The organism is Actinomadura sp. GC306 (genome assembly GCF_004348665.1).
GTDB lineage: Bacteria > Actinomycetota > Actinomycetes > Streptosporangiales > Streptosporangiaceae > Spirillospora.
Genome location: NZ_SMKM01000024.1, coordinates 25,137 through 42,486, shown reverse-complemented (window position 1 = coordinate 42,486; position 17,350 = coordinate 25,137). Strand labels below are relative to the sequence as shown.

The 17,350-nt window shown below is 71.5% G+C and carries 17 protein-coding genes; 8 read left to right on the top strand and 9 right to left on the bottom strand.

Going from position 1 to position 17,350, the window contains the following annotated elements:
• Positions 1-1,905: hypothetical protein (locus E1200_RS34670; protein WP_243708374.1), on the top strand; the 1,905-nt coding region annotated here is incomplete at its 5' end.
• Between the two features lie 1,362 nt (positions 1,906-3,267).
• Here the strand turns inward: E1200_RS34670 and E1200_RS06245 are convergent.
• A complete protein-coding gene (locus tag E1200_RS06245; protein WP_131950834.1) occupies positions 3,268-3,999 on the bottom strand; it encodes a glycosyltransferase family 2 protein in 732 nt (243 codons plus the stop codon).
• 174 nt (positions 4,000-4,173) lie between these two features.
• Positions 4,174-4,509, bottom strand: a complete 336-nt coding sequence (locus tag E1200_RS06240; RefSeq protein ID WP_207933203.1) for an STAS domain-containing protein — start codon at positions 4,507-4,509, stop codon at positions 4,174-4,176.
• A gap of 208 nt (positions 4,510-4,717) precedes the next feature.
• Here E1200_RS06240 and E1200_RS06235 point away from each other — a divergent pair, with 208 nt between their 5' ends.
• The 3 genes from E1200_RS06235 (at position 4,718) to E1200_RS06230 (ending at position 7,183) form a co-directional block, all read left to right on the top strand.
• On the top strand, positions 4,718-5,095 hold the full coding sequence (locus tag E1200_RS06235; RefSeq protein WP_131950832.1) for a hypothetical protein: 378 nt from the start codon (positions 4,718-4,720) through the stop codon (positions 5,093-5,095).
• Positions 5,096-5,388: 293 nt separating this feature from the next.
• The gene (locus E1200_RS33535) at positions 5,389-5,529 is read left to right on the top strand and encodes a hypothetical protein (protein ID WP_165950214.1); all 141 of its coding nucleotides are present in this window, start codon (positions 5,389-5,391) and stop codon (positions 5,527-5,529) included.
• Positions 5,530-5,626: 97 nt separating this feature from the next.
• Entirely contained in the window at positions 5,627-7,183 is a 1,557-nt protein-coding gene (locus tag E1200_RS06230) for a long-chain-fatty-acid--CoA ligase (protein ID WP_131950831.1), read from the top strand.
• Positions 7,184-7,255: 72 nt separating this feature from the next.
• Here E1200_RS06230 and E1200_RS06225 read toward each other — a convergent pair whose 3' ends face one another.
• The 4 genes from E1200_RS06225 to E1200_RS06215 all read right to left on the bottom strand — a co-directional run bounded on the left by E1200_RS06225 (position 7,256) and on the right by E1200_RS06215 (position 10,987).
• Positions 7,256-8,164, bottom strand: coding sequence for an endonuclease/exonuclease/phosphatase family protein (locus E1200_RS06225; RefSeq protein ID WP_131950830.1), 909 nt, complete (start codon positions 8,162-8,164; stop codon positions 7,256-7,258).
• 175 nt (positions 8,165-8,339) lie between these two features.
• Positions 8,340-9,524: an elongation factor Tu gene (gene tuf / locus E1200_RS06220; RefSeq protein ID WP_131950829.1), complete on the bottom strand. Its 1,185-nt coding sequence runs from the start codon at positions 9,522-9,524 to the stop codon at positions 8,340-8,342.
• Between the two features lie 104 nt (positions 9,525-9,628).
• Positions 9,629-9,751: a hypothetical protein gene (locus E1200_RS35165; protein ID WP_279484044.1), complete on the bottom strand. Its 123-nt coding sequence runs from the start codon at positions 9,749-9,751 to the stop codon at positions 9,629-9,631.
• Positions 9,752-9,760: 9 nt separating this feature from the next.
• Positions 9,761-10,987 (bottom strand): MFS transporter, encoded by a 1,227-nt coding sequence (locus tag E1200_RS06215; RefSeq protein WP_131950828.1) that lies wholly within the window; start codon positions 10,985-10,987, stop codon positions 9,761-9,763.
• Between the two features lie 44 nt (positions 10,988-11,031).
• Between E1200_RS06215 and E1200_RS35160 the strand changes: the two genes are divergently transcribed.
• On the top strand, positions 11,032-11,139 hold the full coding sequence (locus E1200_RS35160) for an arginine deiminase family protein (RefSeq protein WP_279484043.1): 108 nt from the start codon (positions 11,032-11,034) through the stop codon (positions 11,137-11,139).
• A gap of 18 nt (positions 11,140-11,157) precedes the next feature.
• Here the strand turns inward: E1200_RS35160 and E1200_RS06205 are convergent, their stop codons facing one another.
• The 3 genes from E1200_RS06205 to E1200_RS06195 all read right to left on the bottom strand — a co-directional run bounded on the left by E1200_RS06205 (position 11,158) and on the right by E1200_RS06195 (position 14,549).
• On the bottom strand, positions 11,158-11,694 hold the full coding sequence (locus E1200_RS06205; protein ID WP_131950827.1) for an ATP-binding protein: 537 nt from the start codon (positions 11,692-11,694) through the stop codon (positions 11,158-11,160).
• Positions 11,695-12,085: 391 nt separating this feature from the next.
• Positions 12,086-14,098, bottom strand: coding sequence for a PAS domain-containing protein (locus E1200_RS06200; protein WP_131950837.1), 2,013 nt, complete (start codon positions 14,096-14,098; stop codon positions 12,086-12,088).
• A gap of 115 nt (positions 14,099-14,213) precedes the next feature.
• Positions 14,214-14,549: a rhodanese-like domain-containing protein gene (locus E1200_RS06195; protein ID WP_131950826.1), complete on the bottom strand. Its 336-nt coding sequence runs from the start codon at positions 14,547-14,549 to the stop codon at positions 14,214-14,216.
• Positions 14,550-14,619: 70 nt separating this feature from the next.
• On the opposite strand from E1200_RS06195, the gene E1200_RS06190 reads away from it, so the two are divergent.
• The 3 genes from E1200_RS06190 to E1200_RS06180 all read left to right on the top strand — a co-directional run bounded on the left by E1200_RS06190 (position 14,620) and on the right by E1200_RS06180 (position 17,337).
• Complete coding sequence (locus E1200_RS06190; RefSeq protein WP_243708373.1) at positions 14,620-15,057, top strand: SSI family serine proteinase inhibitor; 438 nt, start codon at positions 14,620-14,622, stop codon at positions 15,055-15,057.
• A gap of 191 nt (positions 15,058-15,248) precedes the next feature.
• The gene (locus E1200_RS06185) at positions 15,249-16,376 is read left to right on the top strand and encodes a helix-turn-helix domain-containing protein (protein WP_131950824.1); all 1,128 of its coding nucleotides are present in this window, start codon (positions 15,249-15,251) and stop codon (positions 16,374-16,376) included.
• A gap of 91 nt (positions 16,377-16,467) precedes the next feature.
• Complete coding sequence (locus E1200_RS06180) at positions 16,468-17,337, top strand: hypothetical protein (protein ID WP_131950823.1); 870 nt, start codon at positions 16,468-16,470, stop codon at positions 17,335-17,337.
• Positions 17,338-17,350 lie beyond the last annotated feature (13 nt).

The following is a 17,350-nucleotide window of genomic DNA, read 5'->3' as shown; positions in this document are numbered from 1 at the left end:
GGCCAGGACTCCCCCGCCGCCCCGGTGCCCGAGGGCGGCGCCGCCGCTCCCGGCTGGCCCGCGATCAAGAGCGACAACGCCGGCACCAACTACCACGCGCAGATCGGGCTGCTCGGCGACGCGGTCCAGCGGGCGGGCGGCTGCACGCTGGCGGTCGGGCCCGGCGCGGTGTTCGGGCTCGGCGACGGTGCCGGGCGGGTCGACCGGTACGTCCCGTCCCCCGACCGGGCGACCGCCGCCGACTGGGCGGGCTGCCCGCTCGCGGCCGTCGACGTCGACGACCTGTTCCGCGCCTACCTCGACGCCGGCGTCGACCCGGACGGCGAGCAGATCCCGCTGTCGGAGGACGTGCGCACCGCGGCCGTCGCCGCCGCCGACCGCCGGGTCGGGCAGGTCATGGCCGGGCTCCCGGCCGGGACGACGGTCCTGCTCGCCGGGCTGTCCGACATCGGCGTCGACCCGCACCTGCGCGTCGCCATCGCCACGGGCGGCGACGGCGGGGGCATCGCCTACGGGCCCGGCTACATGACGTCCGGCGCCACCCGGCAGGACGGCCTGGTCACGCTCACCGACATCACCGCGACGGCGCTGAAGCTGCTCGGGCTGCCGCAGCCGAAGCAGGCCGTCGGGTCGGTCTGGCAGGCGGAGCCGTCGGCCGACACCACCGTCGAACGCGTCGAGGCCCTGGAGGACCAGGACGTCGCCGCGCAGGGCATCCGGACCGTCCAGACGTCGTTCTACTGGGTGCTCTTCGCGACCCAGCTCGTCCTGTACGGCATCGCGGCGCTCGCGCTGCGGCGGCTCGGCGGCGACCGCCGCTCGCGGGCGCGGATACTCGGCGGCACCCGCGTGATCGCGCTGCTCGGCGGAGCGGCACCGGGCGCGTCGTTCCTCGCCGGGCTGCTGCCGTGGTGGCGGGCCGAGCATCCGACCCCGGTCCTGATCTGCACGGTGCTCGGCTTCGCCGGGCTGCTGACCGGGCTGTCGCTGGCCGGCCCGTGGCGCCGGTCCCTGTTCGCGCCCGGCCTGGTGATCACCGGCATCACCGCGTCCGTCCTCGCGCTGGACGTGATGACCGGGTCGAACCTGCAGCTCAACACGCTCATGGGGTACACGGCGCTCGTCGCCGGGCGCTTCTACGGGTTCGGCAACCAGGCGTTCTCGCTGTTCGCCGTCGCGTCGATCCTGACGGCGGCGTGGCTGTCGGAGTACCCGCTGCGCGCCGGGCGCAGGCGGCTCGCCCTCGCGGTCGTCGTGGTGCTCGGGGCGGCTTCCATTGCGGTGGACGGCCTTCCCGCGTGGGGCAGCGACTTCGGCGGCGTGCTGGCGATGGTCCCCGCGTTCGCCGTGCTCGGCCTGATGGTCATGGGGCGGCGCGTCTCCCCGCTGACGCTCGTGCCGTTCGCGCTCGCCGGCGCGGCGCTGGTGCTGTTCATCTCCTACCTGAACTCCAGGAGCGCCAACCCGACGCACCTCGGCCGCTTCTGGCGCGACCTCATGGACGGCCAGGCGTGGGGCGTCGTCGCCCGCAAGTTCGACGCCATGCTGAACAGCCTCGGGTACTGGCCGTACACGCTGGCGGTCGCCGCGGCGGTCGTGTTCCTGTTCTTCGTGCTGGCGCGGCCGACGCGGTGGCGGGTGTCGCTGCTGCAGCGCGCCTACGAGCACAGCGTGACGATGCGTCCCGCGCTGATCTCCGCGCTGACGGTCGGCGTCATCGGCATGCTGGTGAACGACTCGGGCGTGGTGATCCTGTCGGTCTCGCTCAGCCTGGCGACCCCGCTGATGCTCGCGGCCGGCGTGCGGTCGCTGGAGATCGACCTGAGAAACGAAGACTCTGCACCACCAGAACAGCCAGAATCGCCACCAGCGTCCACGGAATCACCGTCGGCCGAACGAAGGTGAACAGCCACGACAGGTCGTCGGGCAGGCTGATCCGGGCGGGTGCGCGAGCCGGTAGGTAAGCGAGGCTGAGCGCGGCGGTGTGCGCGAGCAGGAGCCAGTCGACGCGCGTCCAGGGCAGCAGCGCGAGCAGCGCCCAGCCGAAACCGTCGTACCAGGGCAGCGCGTAGGGGGCGGCGAACAGCCAGGCGAGGACGAACGCCGCGGCGATGCGGCGGTGCTCCCCGTCCGTCCCGTCCGGGAGCTCCTCTTTCGGGAGCGTCCGGGCGAGCAGCACGAACAGCACGAGCCCGAGGATCAGCGCGCCCGCCTTGATGACGTCGCGGCGCGCACCGCGGCCGAACCACTCGTCCAGCAGGTGCCAGGGCGTGGCGAACGACACCATGCCGCTCGCCTCGCGGACCTGGTCGAACGCGTGCGGCCCGGCGAGCAGGTACGACAGCGCCGCGACGGCCCCGGCACCGCCGGCGAGCGCGGCCAGCCCGGCGATGGAGCGCCGCACCCGGCCCGGCCCCGCGCCGCGCAGCAGCGCCCAGGCGGGGCCGCCGGCGACGAGCGCGGCGGGCAGCTTGATCGCCGCACCGATCCCGGTGAGGACGCCCGCGGCGAGCGCCCGGAGCCACCCGGCGCGCGGCCGGCGGGCGCTGAACAGAGCCAGCGCCGCCACCATGGGCGCGATCGCCAGGACGTCGTTGTGCGCGCCGGCGATCAGGTGGAACAGCACGAGCGGGTTGCACGTCCACAGCAGGACCGTACGGAGCCGCCGTTCGGCGCTACCGGCCGTCCGGTAGAGGAGCAGTGCCGTCACCGCGAACGCGAGCGTGTTGGCGACCGACAGGACGAACACGGTGAGCCGCACCGACCCGCCGCCGATCCAGGCGGCGAGCGCCTGCTCGCCCGTGGCGATCGGCCCGTACACCGACGGGGTCGTGCGCCACTCCTCGGGCGCCCCGGCGACGGGGTCGTGCGACAGCTCGGCCGCGCTGGTGTCGTACGGGTCGTGCCCCGTCGCCGCCATCCGCCCGTAGGACGCGTAGTTCAGGTGGTCGGTGGACCCGACCGGCGGCATCATCATGAACGCGACGGCCGCCAGCAGCCCGGCCATGGCCAGCGGGAACGCCCGGACGCGCCACCCCTTCCGGACGGCGAGCAGGCACAGCCCCAGCCCCGCCGTCCCGAACAGGACGCCCGCGACGACCAGGCCGATCACCAGGTACGGCGACGGGCCGACCGCCAGCGAGTACGGCGGCTCGGCGGCGCCGCCGCCCAGCTTCGGCTGGAACACGGACGGGCCCAGCAGCGAGGTGGCGAGGAAGCACCCGAGGCTGACGGCGATGCCGCACAGCCCGCCCGTCCCGAGACGGGTCACCGGCGGTTGCCGCGCAGGCGGTCCAGGCGGCGGGTCACCGCGGGTTCGCGCACGGCGAGCGCCCGCGCGACGTCGCGGAACTGCCGGGCGCGGTGCAGCTGGGCGCGCAGGTCGGTTCCGGTGGCGCGGTGCGCGAGCGGGACCTCGACCTCCCGCACGCGGAAGCCCTGGCGCAGCAGGTCGATGGTGAGCGCCGTCTCGACCCCGAACCCGGCGGCGAGCGGCAGCGCCGCGTCGAACGCGGCGCGGGTCAGGCAGCGCTGCCCGTTGAGGGGGGCGGTGGCCTCCCAGCCGGTGGCGCGGCGGATCCCGTCGCGGGACAGCCGGACGACGAACCCGTGCCCGCCGAGCTTCACCGTCGTGGTGAACACCGCGATCGTCATGTCCGCCGCACCGGACCGCACCGGCTCGGTGAGCGGCGCGGCGTCCCGTGCGGTCTCGGCGAGGTCGGCGTCGAGGAACAGCAGGTGGCGGGGCTGCTCGCGGCCGTCGTCGAGGAGCCGGACGGCCTCGGCGCCGCTCTCCATCGCGGCGCCCTTGCCGCGGTTGCGGCTGTGCCGGACGACCCGCGCCCCGGCCTCGCGGGCGACCCGCCCGGTGTCGTCGGACGAGCCGTCGTCGACGACCACGACCAGGTCGGCGCCGGGGAGTTCCTGCGCGGCCTTGACGGTGGCCGCGATGCGGTCGGCTTCGTCCTTGGCCGGGATGATCACCGCTACGTCCTGCATATCCGCGATCGTAGCCGGGGAGGGGCGGCCCGCGGGGGTCGCCGCCGCGAACGCCGGGGCCCGTTTCCGGCGCGGTCATCCGCGGGACGGGCCGCCTTCACCGGGGGTACCGAAAGGGACCGCCCCCGGCGCCGGCCGGTGGGCGGTCTTACGGACGATGCCGGACGGACCGGGTCAGCCCGCGTCCATGGCGGGCGCCGCGTCGTTCACGGTGAACACGGTGTCGAGCCCGGTGACCTGCAGGATGCGCTTGACGGCGGGGCGCGGCGCGGCGAGTTCCAGCGAGCCGCCCTGCTCCTTGAGCCGCTTCATGGCCGCGAGCAGGACGTTCATGCCGGTCGAGTCGCAGAATTCGACGCCGCTCAGGTCGACCACGATGCGGTCGACCTCCTCGCGCAGCAGCCCCGCGAGGGCCGCCTGCAGCCGTGGCGCGGTGTACAGGTCCAGCTCACCGACCGCCGTGACGACGGCGTGATCCTCCTGAGACGTGGTCGAGACGTTTAGCTCCACGTCCGGCACACTATCTCGGGAACGGCCCGCGGGCCAGACAGTTGCCCAAGTCCCCTGCGGCATGGGCGTGTCGCCGCGCGGGCAGTCCACACGCTTTGAGAACTACGCACCGTGATGTCGCGATCTCGCCGGTGGCGGGGCCCGGGGCCGGTCCGGGATTCTCCCGGTTCCCGCCTCGCGGGGGCCGCGGATAGGGGAGGCTGGGCAGGTGCAGCAGCGGCATGAGCGGCAGGCCGATCCGCGCGAGACCCGGGTTCGCGACCGCCTGGAAGCGATCCGCACCCGCTCCGCGAAGGCCACGTCGTGGCGGACGTCCACCCAGTACCTCTCCCGCCTGATGAACAAGGGCGGCGTCGTCCCGGTGAAGGCGCGCCTGTCCCGGGAGGACCTCTCCTTCCTCGCGGGCGCCCGCGAGGAGGTCATCATGTTCGCCGAGCTCGGCGTCCGGCTCCTCGACCTGCACCGGCCCCAGGAGTCCGGCGGCATCACCAGCGACCCGGCCGCCCCCATCCACCGCTGCCGCGCCTGCATGGCCCGCTGGCCCTGCCCCACCTTCCGCGCGATAGACGAGACCCTGAGCACCTGACCCGCCCCGGCACCGCCCGACCGGACGCCTCGCGGCCGGCCGCTTTGGGACAGCCGCTTTGGGACGGTCGCTTTGGGACGACCGCATTGGGACAGCCGCTTTGGGACGGCCGGCACTGCGCAGGACTCGCCGCAAAGCCGTGCCGTGGGGGACGTCCCCGGGCCGACTCAGGGTGGGGCTCCGTCCTGCGGTGGGCGGATGGGAGACGCAAGGTCGTCCCCGAGGGTGATGACCTGTGCGGGCCGAGCGCATACGGTGAAGGCATGGGTAAGACAGTGTTGACCGTTTTCGGTGTGATTCTCGCTGTGTGGCTGGTGATGACCGTCATCGGGTCGATCTTCGCGATGATGAAGTTCTTCTTCTTCATCGGGTTCGTCGCCGTGCTGGTGGTACTTGCCGTGACCGCGGTGTCCAAGATGTCGAAAAGTAACTAGCGAAGTGCCTTAGCCCTCTTGCCGGGGCACCGCCGATGGCCGCATGATGCCGGGACAACCAGGCTAAACAGGCGGTTATCGGCGAAGGGGCCTAATCGTGGCGGTTCTGACCGAGGTACTGCGCGAACGCGCGAGTTCGCATCCCGACCGCATCGCGTACATCGCGGGCGATACCGAAATCAGCTTCGGGGACTTCGACCGGCGTGCCGACCGGGTCGCCTCCGCCCTCGCGGGCGCGGGCGTCGGGCAGGGCGACCGGGTCGCCGTGCTCGACAAGAACTCCCTGGAGTACGCCGAGGTGCTGTTCGGCGCGGCGCGGGTCGGCGCCGTCCAGGTCCCGGTGAACTACCGGCTGGCGCCCGACGAGGTCGCCTACATCGTCAACAACGCGAAGGCGAAGGTCTTCGTCGTCGGCCCCGAGTTCGTCCCCGTCCTGGAGGCGATCGCCGACAAGCTGGAGTACACGAGCCTCAGCGTCGTCATCGACGCCGGGGACACCGGCCACCAGGACTACGCGGCCTGGGTCGACGCCGCTCCGGACACGAAGCCCGAGTACGAGCCCGCCTCCTCGGACGTCTTCGTCCAGCTCTACTCGTCGGGCACCACGGGCCGCCCCAAGGGCGTCATGCTGACGCACGACAACTTCTTCGCGGCCCTGACGGTGACCAACGACGTCTGGGAGATCGACGAGTCGTCGGTCCTCATGATCGCCATGCCGATGTACCACGTGGCGGGCAACGTCCTCTCGGTCTCCACCATCTACAACGGCCTCGCCGGCGTGATCGCCCGCGAGCCGGACCCGACGCTCATCGCCAAGGGCATCGAGCGGCACAAGGTCACGCACATCTTCCTCGTCCCGGTCCTGCTGCAGTTCATGCAGCTGATCCCGGAGGTCGGCGAGGCGGACATGTCCAGCCTCAAGCTCCTGCTCTACGGCGCGTCCCCGATCAGCGAGGACGTGCTGCGCGGCGCGATGCGGATGCTGCCGGGCACCGAGTTCATGCAGGTGTACGGGCTCACGGAGGTCACCGGCGCGATCACCATGCTGCCCGCCGAGGACCACGACCCGGACGGCCCGAACACGCACCGGCTGCGCAGCGCCGGGGTGCCCAACGCCAACACGAAGCTCAAGATCGTGGATCCGGCGACGCAGGAGGAGGTGCCGGCCGGCCAGGTCGGGGAGATCGTCTGCCAGACCCCGCAGAACATGAAGGGCTACTGGGGGCTGCCCGACGCGACCGCGTCCGCGCTGTCCGACGACAACTGGTTCCGCACCGGCGACGTCGGCTACCTGGACGAGGACGGCTACCTCTACATGCACGACCGGGTCAAGGACATGATCATCTCGGGCGGGGAGAACATCTACCCGGCCGAGATCGAGAACGTCCTGATGAGCCACCCGGCGGTGACCGACTGCGCGGTGATCGGCGTCCCGTCCGAGAAGTGGGGCGAGACCCCGAAGGCGCTGGTCGTGCTGTCGGAGGACGTCCCCGAGCAGGACATCATCGACTTCTGCCGCGAGCGGCTGGCCCACTTCAAGTGCCCGAGCTCGGTCGAGCGCCGCGACGAGATCCCCCGCAACCCCACGGGCAAGATCCTCAAGCGCGAGCTGCGCGACCCGTACTGGGAGGGCCAGGACCGAGCGGTCCACTAGTCCCGTGAACGAGAAGGGCGCCCCGGACCCCGGGGCGCCCTTTTCATGTCGGCGATCACGTCCGCCGTGCGGTCAGGGGCGGTACCTCACCGCGGCCGAGAGGGGCCGGTGGTCGGAGGCTTCGGTGCGCGTGTTGGGGACGCTGCAGGAGACGGCCGCCGAGCGGGTGGTGAACAGGTAGTCGGTCTTGTCGACGGCGGTGCCCCGCCAGTCCTGCCGGGTGTTGGCGCCGGTGCGGGACGAGCCCGTCTGGTCGCACTCGGCGTAGGCGTCGTAGAGCGGGTCGAGGGACGGGCTGTCCGGGACGTCGGCGAGGTCGCCGCCGACGAGGACGCGGCCGGGGCCGGCGAGGTCGACGAGGGCGCCCGCCTGCTTGCGGCGCCAGTCGTCCCCGTCGGCGGGGTCGAGCTGGGTGACGCAGACCCGGGTCGTCCAGGACGGGACGTCGCCGCACAGGGCGAGCGGGGCCCGGTCGGCGGGGCCGGGCAGCTCGGTGTCCTCGGCGTGGGTGAGCTCGGCGTCGGTGCCGATGGCGACGCCGAGACGACCCTGCCCCTGGACGCAGGAGGGGCCCTTGGGAAGCGGCGCGAACGCCCAGCTCCACTTGCCCAGGGTCTTCTTGAAGGTGCGGACGTGCCCCTCGCAGACCTCCTGGAGGAGGACGGCGTTCGTGCTGACCGTGCGTCCGCCCACCTCGGTCGCCTTCATCCGCTGGACGATCTTCTTGCCGAGGCCGGCGGGGTCCGTGCCGAGCGGGCAGCCGGGCTCGGCGTCCCCGCAGACGTTCCAGGTCATGGCGTTGATCGTCACGAACTCGGCGCCCGCCTCGGTGCCGTCGGCATGGGCCACGGCGCCGTCGGCGTGGGCGGAGTCTCCGCCGCCCGGTATGTCCTCGATGCCGGCGCCGGTGGCGGCGGCGGTGACGACCGCGGCGGCCGCACAGACCGAGAACAGCGGAATCAGGGCGCGGGGGGATCGCACACGGTCTCCATCGGGGGATGCCAGCGGGGGATGACAGCGGCATTCCACCACAACAAGATCGCCGCCGCCAGCGATTCGCGACCAGTCGGTCATTTCACGATTGGCCGCCCCGGACGTGGCAGTTCCCCCAACGAGCAGGGGGCCCGGCGAGTGATCCCGCCGGGCCCCCGTCCCGCTAGCCGAGCACCTCGGTGACCGTGCCGGCGCCCACCGTCCGGCCGCCCTCGCGGATCGCGAAGCCGAGGCCCTCGGTCATGGCGACCGGCTTGCCGAGCTCGACCGTCATCTCGACCGAGTCGCCCGGCATCGCCATGCCGCCCTCGCCGCCGAGGTCGATGTCGCCGACCACGTCCGTGGTGCGGAAGTGGAACTGCGGCCTGTACCCGTGGAAGAACGGCCTGCTCCGCCCGCCCTCGTCGGCGGTCAGCACCCGGACGCGCGCCCGGAACCGCAGGTGCGGCCGGATCGCGCCCGGCGCGCTGACCACCTGGCCGCGGCGGACCTGGTCCCGCTTGACGCCCCGCAGGAGCATCGCCGTGTTGTCGCCCGCCTCGGCGTGGTCCATCGACAGGCCGAACGTCTCCAGCCCGGTCGCGACCGTGCCGAACGACTCGCCGAGCCCGACGACCTCCACGGCCTCGCCGACGCGGACGCGGCCCTGCGCCACGACCCCGGTCACGACGGTGCCGCGCCCGGTGATCGTCAGGACGTTCTCGATCGGCATGAGGAACGGCTTGTCGAGCACCCGCGCCGGGACCGGTACGTACGCGTCGATCGCGTCGAGCAGGTCGCCGATGCGGGCCGTCCAGTACGGGTCGCCCTCCAGCGCCCGCAGGCCGGACACCCGGACGACCGGGATCTCCTCGCCGGGGAACCCGTACTCCGACAGCAGCTCCCGCACCTCCAGCTCGACCAGGTCGAGCAGCTCGGCGTCCTCCACCATGTCGGCCTTGTTGAGGGCCACCACGATGTGCCGGACGCCGACCTGGCGGGCCAGGACGATGTGCTCGCGGGTCTGCGGCATCGCCCCGTCCTGCGCGGACACGACGAGCACCGCCCCGTCCACCTGCGCCGCGCCGGTGATCATGTTCTTCACGTAGTCGGCGTGGCCGGGCATGTCGATGTGGGCGTAGTGCCTGGTCGCGGTCGAGTACTGGACGTGCGCGACGTTGATGGTGATCCCGCGGTCGCGCTCCTCGGGCGCGCGGTCGATGCGGTCGAACGGCACGGCGGACGCGGTCCCGCGCTCGGCGAGCACCTTGGTGATCGCCGCGGTCAGGGTCGTCTTGCCGTGGTCGACGTGCCCCATCGTGCCGATGTTGAGGTGGGGCTTGCCGCGCTCGTACAGCTGCTTGGCCATTGTCTCGTCCTCACTGGTGGGACCGGTGAGAACCCATGCGCGTGCATGCGCATTCCTGACCACCCCCCTCCGCTGGTTCTCCGGAAGGGTGGGACGGAGAGGGGTCAGCGTCGCGCGCCGTCGTCGGCGACGACGGCTGCTGCTGCTGCGACTGCCGAGAAGGCGGCCGGCATCGCGCTCAGCAGGGCGTCGCCTGCGAGCGTCGGGATGCCGGCCGCGAAGAACATGCCTGCAGACTACGAAGCGTCCTTCGTCCCGTCGACGGGTTTTCGACCTGCGGGAACGCGCAGCAGCAGGAACCCTGCGGCGGCGCCCGCGAACTGGAAGCCGGCGATCGCCAGCACCAGGCCCACCGGGCCGATCGCCGCGGCGGACGCGGCGGTCAGCGCGGCGCCGACCGCGGAAGCGCCGATCTTGAGGCTGCCGGCGGTGGTGTTGACCTGGCCCAGCCGCTCCGGCGGCGACTCGCGCTGCCGGAGCATCAGCGTGGCGGCGAACACCGGCCCCTCGCAGACGCCCGCGACGACGAACACCGCCGTCGCCCACGGCAGCGACGGCGCCGCCGCGAGGGCGGCCAGCGACGCGCCGAACGCGACGAGCCCGGCGATCATCACCGGTTCGCCGTGCTTCGGCGTCAGCCAGCGGCTGGACGCGAGCGAGCCGGCCAGCGAGCCGATCGCGAGCGCCACGAGGAGCTGGCCGCCGGCGCTCGGCGCCGCGCCGATGTGCTCGGCGAGCAGGACCGCCGTGACCGCGACACCGCCGAAGCCCATCCAGGCGAGGGTCGTGGCGACGGTCAGCGCGCGCAGCACCCGTATTTCGGCCAGCACGAGCAGCCCGCCCGTGATCATCCGGAACCAGCCGGTGTCCGGGCGCGGGCCTGTGTCCGTGCTGGGAGGCGGGCCGGGGAAGGGCAGGAGCGGGAGTGTCAGGAGGCCGAGGGCGCCTACGGCGATGATGGCGACCCCCGCGTACTGGCCGCCCGCGAGGGAGGCGAGCCCGGCGGCGAGGCCGGGGCCCGCGATGCCCGCCAGGTTGTAGCTGGACGCCTCCAGCCCGTACGCCCGGGACAGCCGCCCCGCCGGGACGAACCGCGGCAGCAGGCTGGTCAGGGCGACGACGATCGGCTCGGTGACGCCGATGACGGCCGCGACGAGCAGCGCGAGGACGATCGGCGACCGGCCCGCGATCGCCAGCAGCACCGCGGTCGCGGCGGTGTACCCGAGCGCCAGCACGACCGCGGCGCGGCGGGGCCGGCCCACCCGGTCCAAGGCGTGTCCGATCAGCGGGCCGCTCAGGACGTACGGGAGCGTCATCGCGGTCTGCAGGTATCCGGCGGTGGCGGCGTTGCCGGTGCGCGCCTGGACGGTCAGGACCAGCGCGGTCGCGACGCCCTCGGCCGATACGCGCAGCAGCGTGGCCGAGGTGAGATGCAGCGGGAGCGCCGCCGGACGGCCGGTCACGGACGAATCCTGACATAGCGCCGATCCGGTCGATCCGGTCGCAGTTGGAGGCGGCCGGCATCGCGGTGATCCGGATCAGCGGCGGCCAGCCGGAGACCGGGCGGGGCGGGCCGCGGTGCATGTCCCGCCCGCTGCCGCGCGACGAGGTCTGATCGGCGGCAGGGGGCCGGTCAGGCGGGGAACGCCCTGCTGGTGGCCGTGCGGCTCCGGTCGTGGAAGCCGTCGTCCGGCTCGTCCAGGAGGTCGGGCCACTCGGAGAGGTCGGGGACGGCCTGCACGCGGTCCGGCGCGTGCGCCGCGCAGTCAGCGGACGTGCTGGGCGCCCGCAGGATCGCCCACACCGTGGTGGAGCCCTCCTCGTGCCGTACGCCCCAGCCGTCGGCCAGCGTCTCGACGATGCCGAGCCCGCGCCCGCCGAGCGAGGACAGGGTCCCGGGACCGCGGCGCGGCTCGGTCATGGCGCCGCCGTCGCTGACCTCCAGTTCGAGGACGTCCTCCAGGCGCCGCCAGCGCACCTTGACCTGGCCGGACGGCAGCGGCCGGGCATGCCGGAGCGCGTTGCTGATGAGCTCGCTGATGATGACGGTCGCGTCATCGACGACGGCGTCGTAGACGCCCGAGTCGATCAGCTCCGAGCTGAGGCGCCGCCGGGCGACCGCGACGCTGGACGGTGCGTGGGGCAGCAGTACTACGCTCGACGCCCTCACCTCCCCGAGATTCCGCTTGCTCGGACGCTTCCCGTCATCGCTCTTCCAGTACGACCGAAATGCCCTTTGGGTACCGACCGGAAACACGAACGAATCAGTCTGCCACCTGCACAACGACTCATCACGCTTCGGGTCACGGCGAGCACCCCCGGATCGGAATCCCGTCACCATCGGCGGCCATCAAAGGATCTATCCACCCGGCGGCGGACTTACTCCTGGCGCACGCGTTTCGTCCATCACACCCCCCGGACACCGCACTTTCCCGCAGAGGCCCACCCTGCCACCGATCGAGGCCGCCGATCGCCCTGGTCACACCGGTCTCACCGCGCTACAGGCGACGGACTGGCCACGCGGTAAGCGCCCGCGGCGGGGCCCGGCGGCGCGCGGGCCGTCAGTCGGCGGCGCGGAGGACCAGCCGCATGCACGTGCCGTCGCCGCGCCGGGCGCCACCTGCGGGTCCTCGTCCGTCGGCGGCGCGGAGCAGGGTGCTCTGGCGCCGCGCGGGCGGTGCGGGCGGGGCCGCCGGCCCACTGCCTCCCCATCCGTTCGGCTGGGTGTGAGATCTATCACCATTGCCGATATGGGCCGGATGTGCAGAGATCGTGCCGCCCTGTGCCTCGGTGAGCCGTTTGACGATGTACAGCCCGAGGCCGATCCCGCCGAACCGCCGCCGGTCCCCGGCCTCGCCCTGGACGAACCGCTCGAAGATCCGCTCGTGGTCGCCGGGCTTGATGCCGATCCCCTCGTCCTCGACCGTCACCACGATGGCGGACCCGTCGCGGACCGCCCGGACGGTGACCGTCCCGCCGTCCGGGGAGTACTTGAACGCGTTCTCCAGCAGCTGGCCGAGGACGATGTCGGTCGCCATCGCGTCCCCCCGGCAGTGCGGCAGGTCAGGGGCGACCTCCAGCTCGACGCGGTGCAGCGGCGACAGCGACCGGAACCCGGCGACGACCCCCGTCAGCACCCGTGCCAGGTCGAACGACTCGATCGTGACCGCCAGCTCGTCGGCGCCCGCACGGGAGCCGAGCAGCAGATGCTCGACGAGGCGGCCGAGCGACTGCGCGCGCTCGGCGATGGTGGCGACGGCGGCGCGGCGGTCGTCGTCGGCCATCTCGTCCCACCGGTTGACCAGCGTGGACGCGAACCCCTGCACGACCGTGATCGGGGTCCGCAGCTCGTGGCTGGTGGTGGCGAGGAAGAGGTCCTTGGCCTCCTCCAGCGCCTTGGCCTCCGACACGTCGCGGAAGTCGACGACCAGCTCGCCGGTCTCCTCGATCTCCGCGGCCAGCACGTTCAGCCACGTCCCCGACTCCAGCCGGAACGTCAGCATCTCGCCGAGCGCGGGCATGTCGAACGGCAGCGGCCGGCCGATCGCGTCCTCCGGCGGGATGCCGGTGATGGTGTGCGCGGCCGGGTTCCACTGCCGGACGACGAGGTCGTGGTCGAGCACGGCGATGCCGTCCGCGCTGGAGTCGATGACGGCGCGCTCGTGCGCCCGCTGCCGGACGACCTCCGCGTAGGCGACGGCGTTGCCGACCGCGACGCCCGCGTGCCCGGCGAGCAGCTCCAGCAGCTCCAGCTCGGTGTGCCCGACCTTGCGGCCGGAGAACAGCGCGTAGAGCGCGCCGTACGGGCGGTTCTGCAGGTAGGACAGGCCGAGCGCGATCGTGTGCAGGCCGGACAGCTCCGACCAGATCAGGTCGCCGAGGCGCCGCTCACCGGTCGCGAGCTTGACGGTCTTGCCGGACCGCAGCAGCTCCCCCACCAGGCTCGGCCGCAGCTCCGCGGACCTGCCGCGCATGTGCTCGGGCAGCCCGGACATGCTGACCAGCCGCAGCCGCTCGCCCTCGATCCGCACGAACCCGCCCGCGTCGGCACCGGTCAGCTCGATCAGCGCGCCGGTGATCCGGTCGAGGACGACGGCGAGGTCCAGCTCGGCGTTCAGGTCGGCGACGATGTCGTTCAGCCGGCGGACGAGCCGGGCCCGCTCGGTCATGTAGTGCTGGACGACCTCGTCCTCGTCCACCGGGTGGTACACGCCGACCCAGCCGAGCAGCGTGCCGGACGGGTCCTTCAGCAGGCTCGTGTCGATCCGCACGTCGATCAGCCGGCCGTCGCGGTGGAACCTGCGGGTGGCGATCGAGATCTGCCCGCTCTCGCCCTCGCCGGCGGGGCGGGTGAGCAGCCGCTCCTGCACGGCGTTGTGCTCGGCCTTCAGCTCGTCCGGGACGATCGGCGGCACCCGGCCGACCATCTCGGCGGCCGTCCAGCCGAACATGCGCTCGGCGGCGGGGTTCCAGACGGTGACACGGTGGCGTTGATCGACGGCCACGATCGCATCGGCGGCGCTCTCGATGACGGCGCGCGCGATCGGATCGTGGACGTGGTGCACGCCTGCAATCGTGCCACCGGACCTGGCGCGACGCGGGGTAACTTGCACCGAAAGTTCCCACGTCACACTTACCTTTTAGTAAGGCTACCGTGCAGTAACCTCTGGTGGCCGCCGCGGATGCGCGTCAGGCCACATGCGGGGGGCCGTCCCCGCCGCCCTCCATCGGACGTCCCGCCTCGGCCCAGCCCTTCATCCCGCCGTCGACGTTCTTCGCCAGCCACCCCGCCTGGTTGAGCGCGACGGTCACCTGCGCCGAACGGGCCCCGGACCGGCAGATCACATAGACCTCCCGGTCGCGCGGCACCTCCCCGGCGCGGTCGCCGAGGCGGCCCATGGGGATGTGGACCGCGCCGGGGGCGTGACCCGCGTCCCACTCGTACTGCTCCCGCACGTCCAGCAGGTAGGCGTCCTGCGGAACGTCAGCGGCTACCACGGCCGGCACGTCGTCCCCGAAATTCATCACACCTCCATGGAACCGCGCCGGGCACCCCTGCGTCGAATCACTCATGCGGTATCGGACGCTCCTCTTCGTGGCGCCCGGGCTGGCCATGCTCCTCTCCTCGGCCGCCTGCGGCAACGAACAGGCCAACGGAAACCCCGCCGCCGAGCCCTCGGGCACGACGTCCGTGCAGCCGTCCAGCTCGCCGGCGGAGACGCTCACCATCGAGGTCCGGGCCTCCGAGCAGGCCCCCGCCGAGTCCTGGACCCTGACCTGCGATCCGCCCGGCGGCGACCATCCCAAGGCCGCCGAAGCCTGCGCGGCGCTCACCAAGGCCAAGGACCCGTTCAAGCCCGTCCCCAAGGACCAAATGTGCACGCACATCTACGGCGGCCCGGAGGTCGCCACGGTCAAGGGCACCTGGGACGGCGAGAAGATCGACGCGAAGTTCACCCGCCAGGACGGCTGCCAACTGAACCGCTGGACCCAGGTGGCACCACTCTTCGGCGACGTCCCCAAGGTCCGCTGACCCCGACCCCATTCCCTACGCCCCACACCCCGGCCATCGCGCACCTTGCCCAGACTCCCCAGTTTCCCGCTAAAGACAAGTGGGCAGTGCAAGCAAACTTGCCTGGATTGCCAACTTGCTTCAGTTGGGCAAGTGGGCAATCCAGGCAAGTTTGCTTGGAGCTGGATGAGCATGCATGCCAAGATGGCAGGGTGAGCCTCGACGACGTGACTCCAGACTCGCTCCTACAGCGAGGGCTGACAGTCTTGCGCGACCTCCTTGGTCCCGACTGGCAGGTCACCGTCCAGGCTCCCAGGCAGGAGGCGAGGGGGGATCACCCCTTTGACACCCTGGTCGAGGTGAAGGCGGATGGCGACAGCGTCTTGACGCAGTTGATGATCGACTTGAGGTCGAGCGTCTCCGCCCGCCTGGTAGAGGAGCAGTTACTGCCCAAGTGGAGCTTGCTGCAACAGGTGAACGACTACACGAACCTTGTGGTGTTCGCCCCCTGGATCTCACCACGTGTCCAGACCCTCCTCCGCGAGCACCGCATCGGCTATATCGACCTCACCCGCAACGCGTCCCTGCATGTCTCGCGGCCGGCCATCACCATCTACACCCAGGGCGCGAACCGCTCCCCTTGGCCAAGAAGCACCGGAAGGGGCAAGGCGACTCTGGCCGGAGTCAAGGCCGGCCGTCTTGTACGGCTTCTCGCCGACGTCACCCCGCCATACCGCGCTACGGAGCTCGCCGACGCAGCCGGTCTCAGCCTTCCCTATGTCTCCCGGCTTCTGGATGCACTGGCGGATCAACTGCTGATTCGCCGTGACGGCCGGGTCATCGCCTCTGTGGACTGGGCGCATCTTCTGCGCGCCCGCGCCGAGCATTACAGGCTGCTGCGGCATAACTCTTACGTGAGTATGGTCGCCCCGAACGGCGTCGAAGCGGTGCTCGAGGCGGTACGTGCACTCTCCGAGGAGGCCAAGCAAGGGATCGTCCTAACAGGGACATATGCCGCACGGACGGTGGCGCCCTTGGCCGTGGGCGGGCAGTTGATGTTCTATCTACCCGCCGGCAGTTCGCGTCTGCCCGACGAGGTCGGGGACCAACTGGGCCTGTTGCGGGTCGACAAAGGGGGCGACGTACTTCTACTACGGGCTCACGACCCGGTGGTGTTCGAACGTACCGCGGACCACAACGGCATCCGCAGAGTTGCTTTGAGCCAGCTTGCCTTGGACTGCCTCTCCGGCCCCGGCCGGATGCCCGCAGAGGGAGAGGCCGTGCTCGGCCACATGGAGGAAAGCACGTCTCTGTGGCGGTTGGACCGATTGCCCTCGTGATCAGGGCCTTCAGCCCTAGGATCGAACACCGAAAGCAATCGGTCGGCCCCGGTAAGGACATGGCCGGTCGGAGAAAGCGGAGGAGTTCGACATGGCCAAGGCCCCTGAGGGCCTCGACCGGAACCAGCTGGTCATCGCCTCCCGGCGGGTGCTACTTGACGGCCTGACCGCCCTCCGCTCGCATTCGGACGCTCTCACCGTCGTTGGAGCCCAAGCGGTCTACTTGCGTACGCCCGGCGCCTCAATGCAGGCCGCCCCCTTCACCTCCGATGCTGATCTGTGTCTCGACCCTGTCATGTTGGACGATCAACCGCTCGTCGACGAAGTGCTACAAACTGCGGGATTCACCCTTAAATATGACAATCAACCAGGTTTGTGGGAGCGCCCCGAGCCGGTCGACGGCAAGGACGTCCCGATTGAACTGGACATCCTGGTCGGTAAGGTTCTCGCGAAGAAGACCGGAAGCAGGAGCGCCAAGATTCCTCCGCACGGGAAAATGACCGCACGGTCGGTCACCGGTCTGGAGGCCTGCGCCGTCGATCGCTCCCCAATGGTGATCCCGAGTCTCGATCCGGCGGATGAGCGCCGTGTCACTGCCAACGTCGCCGGCCCTGCGGCTCTTCTCATCGCCAAGGCGTACAAGATCGCTGAACGTCATGCCAAGGCCCACACCCACCCGGACCGCCTCACCAACAAGGACGCAGGCGATGTCTATCGGATCATGGCCACCGCTCCCATCCGTGAAGTAGCCGAGACCTTCACCTCCCTCTTCGGGGACCCTCGCATGGGCACCATCGCAACCGAAGGATTCGGACTTCTACGTCGGCTTTTCGGTGGGGCCGACACACCCGGCACCGACTTGGCCGTCGAAGCGCACACGGGCGACGTCGCTGAAGAGACGATCCGTCTCGTGGCACCCGCCTACATCGACCGCCTGGTCACGGAGTTCTCGCTCCCTTAACGTCCGGACGGAC